The 14,112-nt window shown below is 71.8% G+C and carries 13 protein-coding genes and 1 pseudogene; 7 read left to right on the top strand and 7 right to left on the bottom strand.

Annotated elements, in window-relative coordinates; all coding sequences use genetic code 11:
* Positions 1 to 4: 4 nt before the first annotated feature.
* Positions 5 to 892 carry a hypothetical protein gene (locus tag DA075_RS30895; protein WP_244936691.1) on the bottom strand — a complete coding sequence of 296 codons (888 nt, stop codon included), beginning with the start codon at positions 890 to 892 and terminating at the stop codon, positions 5 to 7.
* A gap of 376 nt (positions 893 to 1,268) precedes the next feature.
* Here DA075_RS30895 and DA075_RS30890 point away from each other — a divergent pair, with 376 nt between their 5' ends.
* Positions 1,269 to 2,885 (top strand): ABC transporter substrate-binding protein, encoded by a 1,617-nt coding sequence (locus tag DA075_RS30890; RefSeq protein ID WP_099956991.1) that lies wholly within the window; start codon positions 1,269 to 1,271, stop codon positions 2,883 to 2,885.
* 68 nt (positions 2,886 to 2,953) lie between these two features.
* On the opposite strand, the gene DA075_RS30885 is transcribed toward DA075_RS30890, so the two are convergent.
* The 6 genes from DA075_RS30885 to DA075_RS30860 are packed head-to-tail and all read right to left on the bottom strand — an operon-like array spanning position 2,954 to position 8,206.
* Complete coding sequence (locus DA075_RS30885; protein ID WP_099956990.1) at positions 2,954 to 3,763, bottom strand: MetQ/NlpA family ABC transporter substrate-binding protein; 810 nt, start codon at positions 3,761 to 3,763, stop codon at positions 2,954 to 2,956.
* Entirely contained in the window at positions 3,763 to 4,344 is a 582-nt protein-coding gene (gene msuE, locus DA075_RS30880) for an FMN reductase (protein ID WP_099956989.1), read from the bottom strand. The genes DA075_RS30885 and msuE overlap by 1 nt, the downstream gene beginning before the upstream one ends.
* Before the next feature lie 27 nt (positions 4,345 to 4,371).
* Positions 4,372 to 5,292 (bottom strand): ABC transporter ATP-binding protein, encoded by a 921-nt coding sequence (locus DA075_RS30875; protein ID WP_099956988.1) that lies wholly within the window; start codon positions 5,290 to 5,292, stop codon positions 4,372 to 4,374.
* Positions 5,270 to 6,301 carry an ABC transporter ATP-binding protein gene (locus tag DA075_RS30870; RefSeq protein WP_099956987.1) on the bottom strand — a complete coding sequence of 344 codons (1,032 nt, stop codon included), beginning with the start codon at positions 6,299 to 6,301 and terminating at the stop codon, positions 5,270 to 5,272. The genes DA075_RS30875 and DA075_RS30870 overlap by 23 nt, the downstream gene beginning before the upstream one ends.
* A gap of 1 nt (position 6,302) precedes the next feature.
* On the bottom strand, positions 6,303 to 7,205 hold the full coding sequence (locus tag DA075_RS30865; protein ID WP_244936690.1) for an ABC transporter permease: 903 nt from the start codon (positions 7,203 to 7,205) through the stop codon (positions 6,303 to 6,305).
* Between the two features lie 11 nt (positions 7,206 to 7,216).
* On the bottom strand, positions 7,217 to 8,206 hold the full coding sequence (locus DA075_RS30860; protein ID WP_099956985.1) for an ABC transporter permease: 990 nt from the start codon (positions 8,204 to 8,206) through the stop codon (positions 7,217 to 7,219).
* Between the two features lie 134 nt (positions 8,207 to 8,340).
* On the opposite strand from DA075_RS30860, the gene DA075_RS30855 reads away from it, so the two are divergent.
* The 6 genes and pseudogenes from DA075_RS30855 (at position 8,341) to DA075_RS30830 (ending at position 14,112) form a co-directional block, all read left to right on the top strand.
* Entirely contained in the window at positions 8,341 to 9,543 is a 1,203-nt protein-coding gene (locus tag DA075_RS30855) for an LLM class flavin-dependent oxidoreductase (protein WP_099956984.1), read from the top strand.
* Between the two features lie 37 nt (positions 9,544 to 9,580).
* Positions 9,581 to 10,197 (top strand): annotated as a pseudogene (locus tag DA075_RS30850) (TCP-1/cpn60 chaperonin family protein); the annotation flags it as partial.
* A gap of 416 nt (positions 10,198 to 10,613) precedes the next feature.
* Positions 10,614 to 11,162, top strand: a complete 549-nt coding sequence (locus DA075_RS30845) for an OsmC family protein (RefSeq protein WP_099956983.1) — start codon at positions 10,614 to 10,616, stop codon at positions 11,160 to 11,162.
* Between the two features lie 45 nt (positions 11,163 to 11,207).
* Positions 11,208 to 12,284: an ABC transporter substrate-binding protein gene (locus DA075_RS30840; protein WP_099956982.1), complete on the top strand. Its 1,077-nt coding sequence runs from the start codon at positions 11,208 to 11,210 to the stop codon at positions 12,282 to 12,284.
* A gap of 11 nt (positions 12,285 to 12,295) precedes the next feature.
* Positions 12,296 to 13,303, top strand: a complete 1,008-nt coding sequence (locus tag DA075_RS30835; RefSeq protein ID WP_099956981.1) for an ABC transporter permease — start codon at positions 12,296 to 12,298, stop codon at positions 13,301 to 13,303.
* Positions 13,297 to 14,112: an ABC transporter ATP-binding protein gene (locus DA075_RS30830; RefSeq protein ID WP_099956980.1), complete on the top strand. Its 816-nt coding sequence runs from the start codon at positions 13,297 to 13,299 to the stop codon at positions 14,110 to 14,112. The genes DA075_RS30835 and DA075_RS30830 overlap by 7 nt, the downstream gene beginning before the upstream one ends.

Raw genomic sequence — 14,112 nt, 5'->3', positions numbered from 1 at the left:
CATTCTATGCCCGCCCCGCTAGCGCCGCAGCCGACGGTACGACAGGCGCTGCAGCGCCGTCGCTGACGCGCCCCGCGAGCCAGGCGCAGGCGGCTTCGAGGTCGAGGAGCCGGGGCGCCGCGTAGGGCATCAGGATCGTCGGATCGGCCGCGAACAGCCGATCCCCCGCCTCCGGCGCGACGGAGAGGCCGCCGGCGCGCGCCAGCATCAGGCCGTGCGAGACGAGATCCCGCGCGAGGGGAAGCGGTCCCGGGGCATCGCGGCGCGTCACCGGCCCGGATGTCCCGCCGCCGAGGATCCGGTCCCACACCCGTCGTCCGTGCCGCAACAGGCGCTCGCGCGTCTCGTCGGGCAGGCTGTGCCACAGGGTCGGGGCATGCAGGCGCAGGCCGGCCAAAACCTCGTCGATGGCGACGCCGCGGGTGCGCGCTTCCCGCACCAGCGCCCGCAGGGCGCGGACCAAGGCGGCGGCGCCGGTCCCGAGGGGCAGGTCGGCCGGGTCGAGTCGCAGGGCACGGATCGCGGCATTCCTTTCCCGCGGCGGAGCCCCCAGGGACGGCGGCTGCAAGGCGAAGGCCAGCACCGCGGCGCGACCGAGATAGGTGGTGCCGTCGGCGGTCCGCGCCGCCACGCCCCGTGGCGTGAGAGCGACCGACAGGCATGTCGTCTCGGCGACGTGGAGACGGCCGGCATGGCGGCGCAGCGCCTCGACGAGGTGCAGGGGCTCGGCCGGCAGCGGGCCGGTCTCCGCTGCCATCAGGGCGGCGTACTCGCCGCGGCGCAGGCGGCGACAGCGGGAGGCTTGCGCCTCGATCACGGTGACCTGCACCCGGGCCTCGCGCCGCAGCAGGTGGGATGCCAGTCCCAGTCCGCCCGCGGTCGCACCGATCACCAGGACGTGCCGGCCGCGGGAGACGGATTCCGGCCTCGGATCCTGACGGCTGGTCGCTTGGCAGCAGATCCTTCGGGGCTGCGTCTCCGGCATCGATCGGTCTCCGGCGCGGCTGGGCACGTTCTCACGGAGCGGCAGTCTCGCCGCGCCGAACCGTCCGGTCAACGAGAATGTTCTTTTTACAGAACTATTGGCAGCGGAAATATCTCCTGTCATCTGCATCTCATGGAGAATACGATTGGCGAACCGAGATAGTCTGGCTGCATTTGCTTGACACTCCAATAGCGAAATCGTGAAATCACGGCCGCATGGTCGGATGATGTTCGCTTTAAGGAACGAACGCCGACCCTGCTCCCCCTTTCGGAGAGCCCGCGTCATGCCCCTCACGCGCCGCCACGCGACCCGCCTGCTCCTGAGCGCCGCCGCGGGCACCGCCCTGCCCGCGTCCCTGTCCGGCTCCCCGCTCCTCGCGGCCCCGGCCGAGACGCCGGTGCGCGGCGGCACGCTCAATTGGGTGTTCTTTCCCGAGCCGCAGGCGATCATCGCCATCAACACCACCTCGGGCACCGGCCAGACCATCGGCAGCAAGATCAACGAGGGCCTGCTGCGCTACGCCTACGACATGACCCCGCTGCCGAACCTGGCGACGGAGTGGACGATCAGCCCGGACGGATTGCGCTACCGCTTCGCCTTGCGGCGCGGCGTGACCTGGCACGATGGTCGGCCCTTCACCGCCGCCGACGTGGCGTTCTCGCTCCTGCGCCTGCGCGAGGCGCATCCGCGCGGGCGCGTCACCTTCGCCAACGTCGCCGAGGTGCGGACGCCCGACGCCCACAGCGTCGAGATCGTGCTGTCGCGGCCGGCCCCGTTCCTGATCAGCGCCTTCGCGGGGGCGGAATCCCCCATCGTGCCGCGCCACGTCTACGAGGCGATCCGGCCGGAGGCCAATGCCAGCCTCGCCCAGACCATCGGCACCGGGCCGTTCGTGCTCAAGGAATGGGTGCCGGGCAGCCACCTCCTGTTCGAGCGGAACCCGAACTACTGGGACGCCGGAAAGCCCTATCTCGACCGGATCGTGATGCGGATCATCACCGATCCGGGCGCCCGGGCGGCGGCGTTCGAGGCCGGCGAGGTCGATCTCGGCGGCAACCCGGTCCCGCTCGCCGACCTCGCCCGCCTGCGCGCCCTGCCGAAGCTCGTGGTCGACACCACGACCTACGCCTATTCGGGCCCGCAGACCCAGCTCTTCTTCAACCTCGACACGGGGGTTTTGCAGGATCGGCGGGTGCGGCAGGCGGTGGCGCACGCCATCGACCTCAAGGCCCTGCTGGCGGCGGTGTATTTCGGGCACGGCGCGGTCTCGCCGACCCCGGTCAGCGTGGTGCACCCGAAGTTCCACGATGCGAGCCTCGGCCCGGTGCCGTTCGACGTGAAGCGGGCCGAGGCGCTGCTGGACGAGGCCGGCCACCGCCGCGGTGCTGGCGGGATCCGCTTTCCCTTGCGGCTCACCCTCAACCCGTTCCTGGAGGGGCGCTACGGCGACTTCATCCGCCAGGCGCTCACCCGGATCGGCATCGCAGTCGACTTCCAGCGCCTGGACCTCGCGACCTATCTCACCCGGGTCTACCGCGACCGCGCCTTCGACGTGACGATCGAGTCCCTGTCGAACACCTTCGACCCGACGATCGGGGTGCAGCGCGCCTACTGGTCGAAGAACTTCAAGCTCGGCCTGCCGTTCTCGAACGCCGCGCACTATGCCGACCCCGAGGTCGACCGCCTGCTCGAAGCCGCCGCCATCGAGCCCGACGAGGCGCGCCGCCGCGACCTGTTCGTTGCCTTCCAGCGTCGCATCCGCGCCGACCTGCCGTCGGTCGACCTGATCGCCCCCTCCGGCATCATCGTGGCGCACCGCAAGGTGAAGAACTTCGCCTCCGGTGCCGAGGGGATCACCGGAAATTTTTCGGATCTGTACATCGACCCGCGGGAGGCGTGAGGAGCGCCCGCAGGCCCTCCCCTGCTTCCAGGCTCACAAACGGGGGGCCGGGCGTCCCGGCCCCGCCCCTACCACGCCGGCTCGAGGAACCCGCCGTAGCGGTCGAGCAGGAACTGCTTCACCTCCGGCGAGCGGTAGGTGGCAATGAAGGCGGTGAGCCGCGGGTCGTCGCGATTGTCCGGACGCGCCACGAAGCTCAGCGTGTAGTGCCGGTCGCCGGCCCCGTCGGTGATGAGGGCGGTCTTCGGGTCGCCGCCGGAGGCGATCAGGTAGGTGAAGCTGATCTGGGCCAGGGCCACGTCATCGAGGACGCGGGGAAGCTGCGCGGCGTCGAGTTCGAGGATGCGCAAGCCCTTCGGGTTCTGCACGACGTCCGCCACCGTGACCGCGTCGCCGAGGCCCGGCTTGAGGGAGAGGAGGCCGGCCTTCTCGAGCAGGTGCAGGCCGCGGGCGGCGTTGACCGGGTCGTTGGCGATCGCGACCGAGGCGCCCTTCGGCACGTCCTCAAGGCGCTTGATGGACTTCGAGAACAGGCCGACCGGCAGGATGATGGCCGGCGCCACCGGCACCAGGGCGTAGCCCCTCGCCTTGATGGCGCTGGTGAGGAAGGGCACGTGCTGGAACAGGTTGGCGTCGAGGCTGCCGGTCGCCACCGCCTCGTTCGGGGTGACCCAATCGGTGAACTCGATGATCTCGACGCTTTGCCCTTGCGCCTTGGCGAGCTTTGCGGCGACGTCGAGCGTCTGGCCGACCGGGCCGGCGGTGGTGCCGATGCGCAGGGGCGACGCGGCCCGGGCGGGACTGACGCGAACGCCTCCGATGGCGGAAGCCGCGAGCGCGGTGCCGAGGATGGCCCGGCGGGTAAGGAAGCTGGTCATCAGGCGGCCACCGGAACCGCGGCGCGGGGCGTGCGGTGCGCCAGGGCCTCGACGAGTTGGCCGGCGGCTAAGGCGATCCGGGCCTCCAGGGCGGCGTCGGCGGGGCGGCCGTCGCTGAACTCGGCATCGCTGGCATAGACCGAGGTCGCCACCGTGTGGGCGCCGAAGAACCCGAAGAGCGGCCGCAACTGATGCTCGACGACGAGGGCGTGGCGGTGCCCGCCGCCGGTCGCCGCGACGATCACCGGCCGGTCGGCCAGCGCCGCCGGGTCGATGAGGTCGAAGACGTGCTTGAACAGGCCGGCATAGGAGCCCTTGTAGACCGGGCTCGCCACGATCAGGGCGTCGGCCTCCGCGATCGCCCGGATCAGGGCGGCGGCGCGGGCGCTCAGGTCGTTCGGGATGTAGGCGGCGCCGAGTTCCGGCCCGCCATCGAGGATGTCGAGGAGCTGGACGTCGACGGGACGGCGCGCGGCCACGGCCTCGGCGATGGCGCCGACGAGGGCCCGCGACTTCGACGGCCGGTGGGTATTGCCGCTGAAGCCGACGATGCGGAAGCGGGCAGTCTGGCGCAGGCTCATGGAAAATCCTCGTGCTGGGGAATTCAGTCAGGCGTGGTGGCAGGCGACGGCATGGCCGTCCGCGACCGGGCGCAGGGCCGGATCGTCGCGGCGGCAGAGGTCGGTCGCCAGCGGGCAGCGGGGGTGGAAGCGGCAGCCGGCCGGCACGTCGGTCGGGCTCGGCAGGTCGCCGCCGAGCGGCGGCGCCTGGCGTTTTCGCGAAGGATCCGGCACCGCGGCCATGAGGGCGCGGGTATAGGGGTGGCGCGGGGCGACCCACAGGGCCCCGGTCGGGGCGCTCTCGACGATGCGGCCGAGATACATCACCAGCACCCGGTCGGCGACGTGATGGACCACCGACAGGTCGTGCGAGACGAACAGGTAGGCGAGACCGAGTTCGCGGCGCATCGCGGCGAGCAGGTTGAGGATCTGGGCCTGGACCGAGAGGTCGAGGGCCGAGACCGGCTCGTCGCAGACCACGAGTTGCGGCTCGACCACCAGAGCGCGGGCGATGCCGATGCGCTGGCGCTGGCCGCCGGAGAACTCGTGCGGATAGCGCGTCGCCGCGCTCCCCGGCAGGCCGACCTGGTCGAGGGCCCGGGCGATCCGGGCGCGGCGCTCGCCCCGGCCGCCGAGACCGTGAACCTTGAGCGGCGTCTCGAGGATGCTGCCGATGGTTTGGCGGGGATTGAGCGAGGCGAAGGGGTCCTGGAACACCATCTGCGCCCGGCGACGATAGGCGCGCAGATCGCTGCCGCGGAGACCGCGCACCGCCACCCCGTCGAAGACGATCTCGCCGCCCTGCGGCTCGACGAGGCGCAGCAGGCTCTTCGCCAGGCTCGACTTGCCGCAGCCGGACTCGCCGACGAGGCCGACGGTCTCCCCGCGCGCGACCGTCAGGCTGACGCCGTCGACCGCCCGCACCCCGTCATAGGCGGTCGTGAGGTCAGAGACCGAGAGCAGCGTCATGACGATGGCCGGGAATGCGGGGCGGAAGGGCGGGATGGGCGATCGCGGTCGTGACCGGGCAGGCGACGATGCGCCCGTCGGGCCGCGCCAGAGCCGGCGGCGGAGCGGCGCGGCAGCTTGGCTCGACCAGCGGGCAGCGGGGTGCGAAGGCGCAGCCGGGCTGGCCGTGCGCCGAGGCGATCGAACCCGGGATCTCCGGCAGGGCCTCGCCGCGCCGGAACTCACCATGGAGGGTCGTCCGGCCGCGGGGTGAGGCAGCGAGGAGGCCGCGGGTGTAGGGATGGAGGGGATCGTCGAACAGCGCGTCCGGCTTCGCCTCCTCGACCCGGCGGCCGGCATACATCACCATTACGCGGTCGGCCCATTGCCCGACCACCCCGAGGTCGTGGGTGATGAGCAGCACCGCCATCCCGAGGTCGCGGCGAAGCGAGTCGATGAGGTCGAGCACCTGAGCCTGGATCGTCACGTCGAGGGCCGTCGTCGGCTCGTCGGCGACGAGGAGCTTCGGGGCGCAGGCGACCGCGACGGCGATCATCACCCGCTGGCGCATGCCGCCGGAGAGCTGGTGCGAGTAGGCGTCGACCCGCCTGTGCGGATCGGGGAGGCGGACGCGGTCGAGGAGGTCGACGGCGCGGGCCCGGGCGGCGCGGGCCGAGAGGCCTTCGTGCCGGCGCAGGACCTCGGCGATCTGGACGCCGACGGTCAGCACCGGGTTCAGCGCCGTCATCGGCTCCTGGAACACCATCGCGATCTCGCGCCCGCGTATCTCGCGGAATTGGCGCTCGCTCAAACTCCCGATGTCGCGACCATCGAACCGGATCGTGCCGGCCTCGATCCGGCCGCGCGGCGGCAGGAGGCGCATCAGCGCGAGCGCGGTGAGCGACTTGCCCGAGCCCGATTCTCCCACCAGCGCGACGGTCTCGCCCGGATCGACGGTGAAGCTCAGGTCCTGCACCGGCCGGGCCCGCGGGAAGGCGATGCCGAGGCCCTGGACGTCGAGAAGCGCCATCTCACGCCTCCCCGGCGAGACGCGGGTTGAGGGCGTCGTTGAGCCCGTCGCCGACGAGATTGAGGGCGAGCACGCTGAGCACGATCGCGACCCCGGGGATCGCGGTCAGGTACCAGGCGCTGCGCAGAACCTCCCGGCCGGCACCGATCATGCTGCCCCAGCTCACGACGTTGGGGTCGCCCAGCCCCATGAAGGACAGGGCCGATTCCATCAGGATGCCGGAAGCGACCATCACCGAGGCGGTGACGACGATCGGCGGCAGGGCGTTCGGCAGGATCTCGGCGAACACGATCCGCACGGGCCCGTAGCCGAGGCCGCGGGCGGCGGTGACGAAGTCCTTCTCGCGCAAGGAGCGGAACTCGGCCCGGGTGAGCCGGGCCACAATCGGCCACGAGGTCGCGCCGATGGCGAGCGTGATCGCCGGGATCGAGGGCTGCGCGATCGCCACCAGCACCACCAGCAGGATGAAGGACGGGATGGTCTGGAACAGGGCGATCACGCGGCCGAGCGTCCGATCGATCCGCCCGCCGGCATAGCCGGCGGTGGCGCCGACCAGCACGCCAACGGCGAGGCCGGTGGCGGTGGCCGCGAAGCCGACGAGGAGCGAGACCCGGGCGCCGTGGGCGATCCCGGCGGCGACGTCGCGGCCGAGGGAGTCGGTGCCCAGCGGATAGGCCGGGTCCTGGCCCGGCCACAGGAAGGGCTGCGCCACCATGCCGAGTGGATCGTCGGGATAGGCGAACGGCGCGGCCAAGGCAGCCACCGCGACCACGCCGAGGATCGCGAGGCCGGACAGGGCGGTCGGGTTGCGCAGGAAGGCCCGCAACGCCCGGCGCGGCGCGGGCGCCGGCAGCGTAGCCCCACGCTCCACGGCGGCGGGGGCCTGCGCGAGAGGCAGGGTCATCGGCGACGAGGTCATGAGCGCACCGCGATGCGAGGGTCGAGGATCGCCTGGATGAGGTCGACCGCCACGTTGGCGACGAGGACCAGGAGCGAGGAGAGCAGGAGCACGCCGAGCAGCACGCTGAAGTCGCGCGCCATCACCGCCTCGAAAGCGAGGCGCCCGAGGCCGGGCCAGGAATAGACCGTCTCGACCACGACCGCGCCGCCGAGAAGCCCGCCGACATGCATGCCCGCCACCGTGGTGACCGGCAGGAGCGCGTTGCGCAGGACGTGGCGCAGGGTGATCGCCAGCGGCGACAGGCCCTTGGCGGCGGCGGTGCGCACGAAGTCCTGGGCCCGCACCTCCAGCATCGCGGCGCGCACGAGGCGGGCATAGATCGCCACGTAGAACAGGGCGAGCGACAGGCCGGGCAGCACCATGTAGCGGAGCTGGTCGATGAGCGCCGCGACGCCGGTGAGCCCCTGCCCGATGGTGCGCGCGCCCCCGCTCGGCAGCCAGCCGAGCTTCACCGAGAACAGCACGATCAGCATCAGGCCGATCCAGAAGCCCGGCACCGAGTAGAACAGCAGCACCGCCACCGACAGGACCCGGTCGAGGATTCCGCCCGGCGCCCGGGCCATCAGCGCGCCGAGCGCCAGGCCGGCGAGCAGCGCGAGGGCGAGCGCCAGGCCCATCAGCATCAGCGTGCCCGGCAGGCGTTGCCCGATCAGCTCGGCGACCGGCATGTTGTAGCGCGGCGAGACGCCGAGGCTCAGATGGGCGAGGTTGTTCAGGTAGGCCAGGAACTGGTCGACGAGCGGCAGGTCGAGACCGAAGCGGCTGCGCATCGCCGCGAGCGTCTCCTCGGTCGCCGCCCCCGCCTCGCCGGCCATCACCTCGGCGGCGTCACCGGGGGCAAGGCGCAAGAGGAAGAAGTTCACCACCAGGATCAGGAGAGCCGTTGGCACCGCGTCGGCGAGCGCCCGTCCCAAAACAGGGAGCAGGCGGCGTGTTCGGTCCATGGCGGGTCACTCCGGCTCGGCGCCGCCGGGTCGCGACGACGGCGCTAAATTGATATTGTCGATCTATTTTGTCAACTATAGGATGGCGCCATCGAGCGGGCCCGCGGCCCGCGACCTCCCGGGCGAGCACCGTCATGACCCTCATCCATCCTCCGGGCGCTCTCGTCGGCCGATCCGGCTTCGCCAGCCCGACCAATTTCCCGGACAGTCCGCTGTCGCGGGCTCTGGCGGAGCCGCTGCTGCTCGGCCTGTTCCTGCCGATCCAGGCCGGCGGCTGGACCGCCTCGACCCTGCCACGCACCACCGACTGGAGCTTCGACTACAATCGCGACCTCGTGCTGGAGGCCGAGAGGCTCGGCTTCGACCTCGTCTTCGCCCTGTCGCAATGGCTGCCGAAGGGCGGCTACGGCGGCGTGCTCGACGGGCAGGCCCTCGATTCCTTCACCAGCGTCGCGGCCCTGTCGGCCCTCACCCGCCGCATCCTGCTGGTGGCGACCGTGCACGTGCTCTACGGGCCGTGGCACCCGCTGCATTTGGCCAAGTTCGGCGCCACCCTCGACCACATCTCCGGCGGCCGTTTCGGCTTCAACGTCGTCACCGGCCACCGGGCGGTGGAGCACGAGATGTTCGGCTGGCCGCGCATCGAGCACGACCGGCGCTACGCGCTCGCGGCCGAGTTCGTCGAGGTGGTGCAGCGCCTGTGGCAGGACGATGCGCCGTTCTCGTTCACGGGCGAATCCTCGTGGTGCCTCGGCGACGGCTTCGTGACCCCGAAGCCCCGCTACGGCCGGCCGATCCTCGTCAACGCCACGGGCTCGGAGGCGGGGATCGCCTTCGCGGGGCGCTACTCCGACATCGTGTTCGTGACGAGCCCGGCGGGCGCCGACATCGACAGCGCGCTCGAGGCGCTGCCCGACCACACCGCCCGGGTGAAGGCGGCGGCCCGCGCGGTCGGGCGCGACATCCGCACGCTGATCAATCCGCTGGTGATCTGCCGCGAGACGGACGCCGAGGCCTGGGCCTATGCCGACGCCATCGTGGCCCATGCCGACCCGCGCAGCCCGAAGGGTTTTCGTACGCTCGATTCCGACGCCCATGCCTGGAAGGGACGGGAGGGCCGGGCCGATCCTTATGCCGCGATCGGCGGCAACATCCGGGTGATCGGCTCGCCCGAGCAGGTCGTGGCGCAGTTCGCCGCGCTCAAGCGGGCCGGGATTGATGGGCTCCAGCTCAGCTTCTACGATTTCAAGCCCGACCTCGCCTTCTTCGGCGAGCGGGTGCTGCCGCTGATGCGCCAGGCGGGCTTGCGGGCTGCGCCCGTCTCCCTCGCGGCGTGATCCCTGCCCAGGACCACCACGATCGTCGGCGGCGCGGGCGGGCGGGGCCTCCGAGATCGCGTCCCGCGTCGCCCAGATCAAGGCGCAGATCGAGGAGACGACCTCCGACTACGACCGCAAGAAGCTCCAGGAGCGCCCGGCCAAGCTGTCGGGCGGCGTCGCGGTGCTGCGGGTCGGTGGGGCACCGAGGTCGAGGTCAAGGAGAAGAAGGACCGGTTCGACGACGCGCTGAACGCCACGCGGGCGGCGATCGAGGAGGGCATCGTGCCGGGCGGCGGCACCGCGCTCCTGCGGGCCCGCGGCGCGGTCGCGGCGCTCCAGGGCGGCAACCCGGACGTGACGGCCGGGATCACGATCGTCTTGAGGGCGCGCGAAGCCCCGATCCGGCAGATCGCCGCCAATGCCGGGGTCGAGGGCTCGATCGTGGTGGCGATGGTGGGCGAGAGCGGTTCCGACACCTGCGGCTTCGATGCGCAACGGGAGACCGACCTCGACCTGATCGAGGCCGGGATCGTCGATCCGGTGAAGGTCGTGCGCACGGCGCTCCAGGACGCGGCCTCGGTAGTGGGCCTGCTCGTCACCACGGAGGCGCTCGTGGCGGACAAGCCGAAGGACAAGCCCGCTCTGCCGGCCCCGGCCGCCCCGGACTTCTGACCCGGTCCGCGCCCCGGCGCAGACCCGGGGCGCGACACCCTGAGCCTGAAAGACGACCGAGCGGCCCTGAGGGCTGCACATCTCGGCTCGATCGCCACGCCGGCCAGCGCGAGGGCAGACGGCCCTGCGGCCCATCATATCGGGATCAGGCCCGCAGAGAGGCGCGCTCGCACGGTTCCGCGAGATGGCATCTGCCCGGCTTTGCGCGCCGGACCAAGCCTGCGTGCGGACGGCGAAATCGGTCTTCCGAGAAGAACTGTTCTGTCAACCGCGCAACTCGCGCACATCTATTACAGAAAACCGGAATATAAAAACAAACTTGTCTCGTTGACGATCATCATCGGCAACGACAAGATCAGCACCTCACGACAACTCGCGCGCACCGAATGACGACGCGCCCAACGCATGAGGATGGCATGACGTCGCTCAACGAGTACCTGGTGGAGAAGCGCGCCGCCGTCGCCGCGCGGGAGGCGCGGATCGAGTCCGGCAGCCTCGGGCCGGTGCCGCTCGCCGCGCAGGTCAGCGTCGAGGGCCGCAGCGGCGTGCGCCGGATTCGGATCCGCAACCATCAGGTCATCACGGATTCGCCGCCGGATTTCGCCGGGTACGACCTCGGCCCCGGCTCGCCCGAGCTGCAGCTCGGCATCCTCGGCAGCTGCCTCGCCCATTCCTACCTGATCCATGCCGCGCGCCTCGGCGTGCCCCTCGACGCGGTCGACGTGGCGGTGAGCGGCCGGCTCGATGCCCGCGCCGGGCGTCCGGGCTTCGAGGCGGTGCCGGTCAGCCCGCACGACATCACGTACGTCGTCAGGGTCGTCTCGCCGGCCTCCCGCGAGGCCGTAGCCCGCCTCGAGGCCGAGGTCGACCGCTTCTGCCCGATCCTCAACCTCCTGCGCTCCCCGCAGACCGTGCGGGGCACGCTCGACCATCGCGCGCCCGAAGCGCCCGCTCAGGCCGCCTGACCGTCGCCCCCGCCAAGCCCCGAGATCCTGCGAAGCCCCCGCACCATGACGCTCCCCACGCTCCCCCACACCCGTCGCCGCTTCCTCGCCCGCGCCGGCGCCCTCGGCCTCGCGGCGCCGCTGGGCCTCGTCGGATCGCCCTCCTCCGCCGGGCTCCTGCCGGTCCCGGACCTCGCCGGCGCGCCGATCTGCCGGGTCGCAGCCGAGGGGCCTGCACCGGGAGGCGCCCTGCGCCCGATCAAGCTCGCCTGGAACGCCTCGGCGATCTGCACCGCGGCGGCCCCCGTCGCCAAGGAGAGCGGAGTCTTCGCCCGGCATGGGCTCGACGTCGAGTTCGTCAATTTCGGCGGCTCGACGGAGCAGCTGCTGGAGGCGATCGCGACCGGCAAGGCCGATGGCGGGATCGGCATGGCCCTGCGCTGGCTCAAGCCCCTGGAGCAGGGCTTCGACGTCAAGGTCACGGCCGGCATCCATGGCGGCTGCATGCGGCTGCTCGGCGCGACGTCCGCCGGGGCGACCAGCCTCGAATCGCTGAAGGGCAAGGTGATCGCGGTGAGCGACCAGGCCTCGCCGGCCAAGAACTTCTTCGGCCTGCTGCTGGCCAAGCGCGGCATCGATCCCGAGCGTGACGTCGAGTGGCGGGCCTATCCCCTCGATCTCCTCGCCCTGGCGGTGGAGAAGGGCGAGGCCCAGGCGCTCGCCGACAGCGATCCGCGCACCTTCCTGTGGAGGAAGGACACCCGCCTGACCGAGATCGCCAGCAATCTCTCGGCCGAGTACCACGACCGCACCTGCTGCGTGCTCGCCCTGCGCGGGTCGCTGGTGCGCGACGAGCGCCCGGTGGCGACCGCCCTCACCCGGGCGCTGCTCGAGGCCGGCACCCGGGTCGCGCACGATCCCGATTACGCCGCCAAGGTCTATGCCGGCTACGGCGGCAAGGGCTCGGTCGAGGATCTCGCCGCGATGCTGCGCAGCCACACCCACCATCACCATCCCCTCGGGGCCGATCTCAAGCAGCAGATCGCCGCCTATGTCGAGGAGCTGAAGATCGTGAAGGTGATCCGCGCCCGCACCGACGCCAGGCAATTCGCCGAGCGCGTCACCGCCGACGTCCTGAGCTGAGGGCGGTCCCCATGAGCGACATAGCCAGCGACATCGCGCTTGCCCGCGCGGACGACGCCGTCCGGCGCCCCGCCTTCCGGCCCGCCCCGGCCTCGGTGGCCGCCGCCGCCGCCTGGGCCGGGCTCTCCGCTCTCGTGGCCTGGCCGCCCGATCTCGCGGATTTCGGGTTCACCCGCGAGCTCGCCGCCGGCTTCGCGGCCGTCAGTGTCCTCGTCCTGGCGGCCGGATTCCTGCGTCCCGGTGAGGCCGGGCTCGTCCGGCGGGTCCAGGGCGGGTCGCCCTGGCTCGTCGTGCTCGCCGGCCTGGTCGGCCTGTGGGAGGTGGCGACCGCCAAGGGCGGCTGGCTGCCGATGCCGTTCTTCCCGCCGCCGCAGGCGATCGTCGAGGTCTTCGTCGAGGATTACGCGCGGCTGGCCGACAGCGTCTGGCATTCCTTGCGCCTCCTCGCCGGCGGTTACGCCCTCGGGGCGCTCGCAGGCTTCAGCCTCGGCGTCGCGGTCGGCTGGTCGCGCAGCGTCGGCTACTGGGTGCACCCGGTCCTGCGCTTCGTCGGCCCGCTGCCGGCTACCGCCTGGCTGCCGCTGGCCTTCTTCGTCTTCCCGTCGAGCGGCGCCGCCTCGACCTTCCTGGTCGCGCTCGCCACCGGATTTCCCGTCACGGTGCTGACGTGGTCGGGCATCGCCGGGGTCAACAAGGCCTATTACGACGTCGCCCGGACGCTGGGCGCCCGCGAGGGATTCCTGATCCTGCGGGTGGCGATCCCGGCGGCCCTGCCGCACGTCTTCGTCGGGCTGTTCATGGGCCTCGGCAGCTCCTTCGCGGTGCTCGTCGTGGCCGAGATGCTGGGCGTGAAGGCCGGCCTCGGCTGGTACCTGCAATGGGCGCAGGGCTGGGCGGCCTACGCCAACATGTACGCGGCGCTCGCCGTGATGGCCCTGGCCTGCTCCGGCCTGATCACCCTGCTGTTCCGGGTGCGCGACCGCTTCCTCTCCTGGCAGAAGGGCCTCGTCCAATGGTAGCCGGCCTGGTCGCCCCGTCCAGAAGCCCCGTCCCGGTTCCCGCAGGTGGTCCCGCGCCCGCCCGCGGCGCCGCCCTCTCCGTTCGCGACCTGCGCCACGCCTTCGCGCTGAAGAAGGCGCCGCTCCCGGTCCTCGACGGCGTCTCGTTCGACGTCGAGCCCGGCGCCTTCGTGGCCCTGCTCGGGCCGTCGGGGTGCGGAAAGTCGACGCTCCTGCGTCTGGCCGCCGGGCTCGAGCCGCCGAACGAGGGCCGGATCAGCGTCGACGGGGCACCGTTGCGCGGCCCGCACCCCTCCCGCGGCCTCGTGTTCCAGGACCCGACGCTCTATCCCTGGCGCAGCGTCATCGGCAACGTCGCGGTCGGGCCGGAGGCCCGGGGCCGGCTGCGGGCGGAGCGCGACCGCGTCGAGGAGGCTCTGGCGCTCGTCGGGCTGTCGGGCTTCGCCGACGCCTTCCCGCACCAGCTCTCGGGCGGCATGGCGCAAAGGGTGGCGCTCGCCCGGGCCCTCGTCAACGCGCCGCCGTTGCTGCTCCTCGACGAGCCCCTGGGCAAGCTCGATTCGCTGACCCGCCTGACCATGCAGGCCGAGCTGGTGCGGCTGTGGCAGGACAAGGGCTTCACCGCCCTGCTGGTCACCCACGACGTGGAGGAGGCCTTGATGCTGGCGCAGCGCATCCTCGTCTTCTCCGACCGGCCGGCCCGCATCCGGGCCGATATTCCTTGCGACCGGCCCTATCCGCGCCACCGGGAGGATCCGGGCGTCGTCGCCGATCGCCGCATCATCCTGGACCTCCTCGGCACCGCCTGA

The organism is Methylobacterium currus, assembly GCF_003058325.1.
GTDB classification, from domain to species: domain Bacteria; phylum Pseudomonadota; class Alphaproteobacteria; order Rhizobiales; family Beijerinckiaceae; genus Methylobacterium; species Methylobacterium currus.
This window is presented reverse-complemented; position numbering and strand designations above follow the sequence as displayed.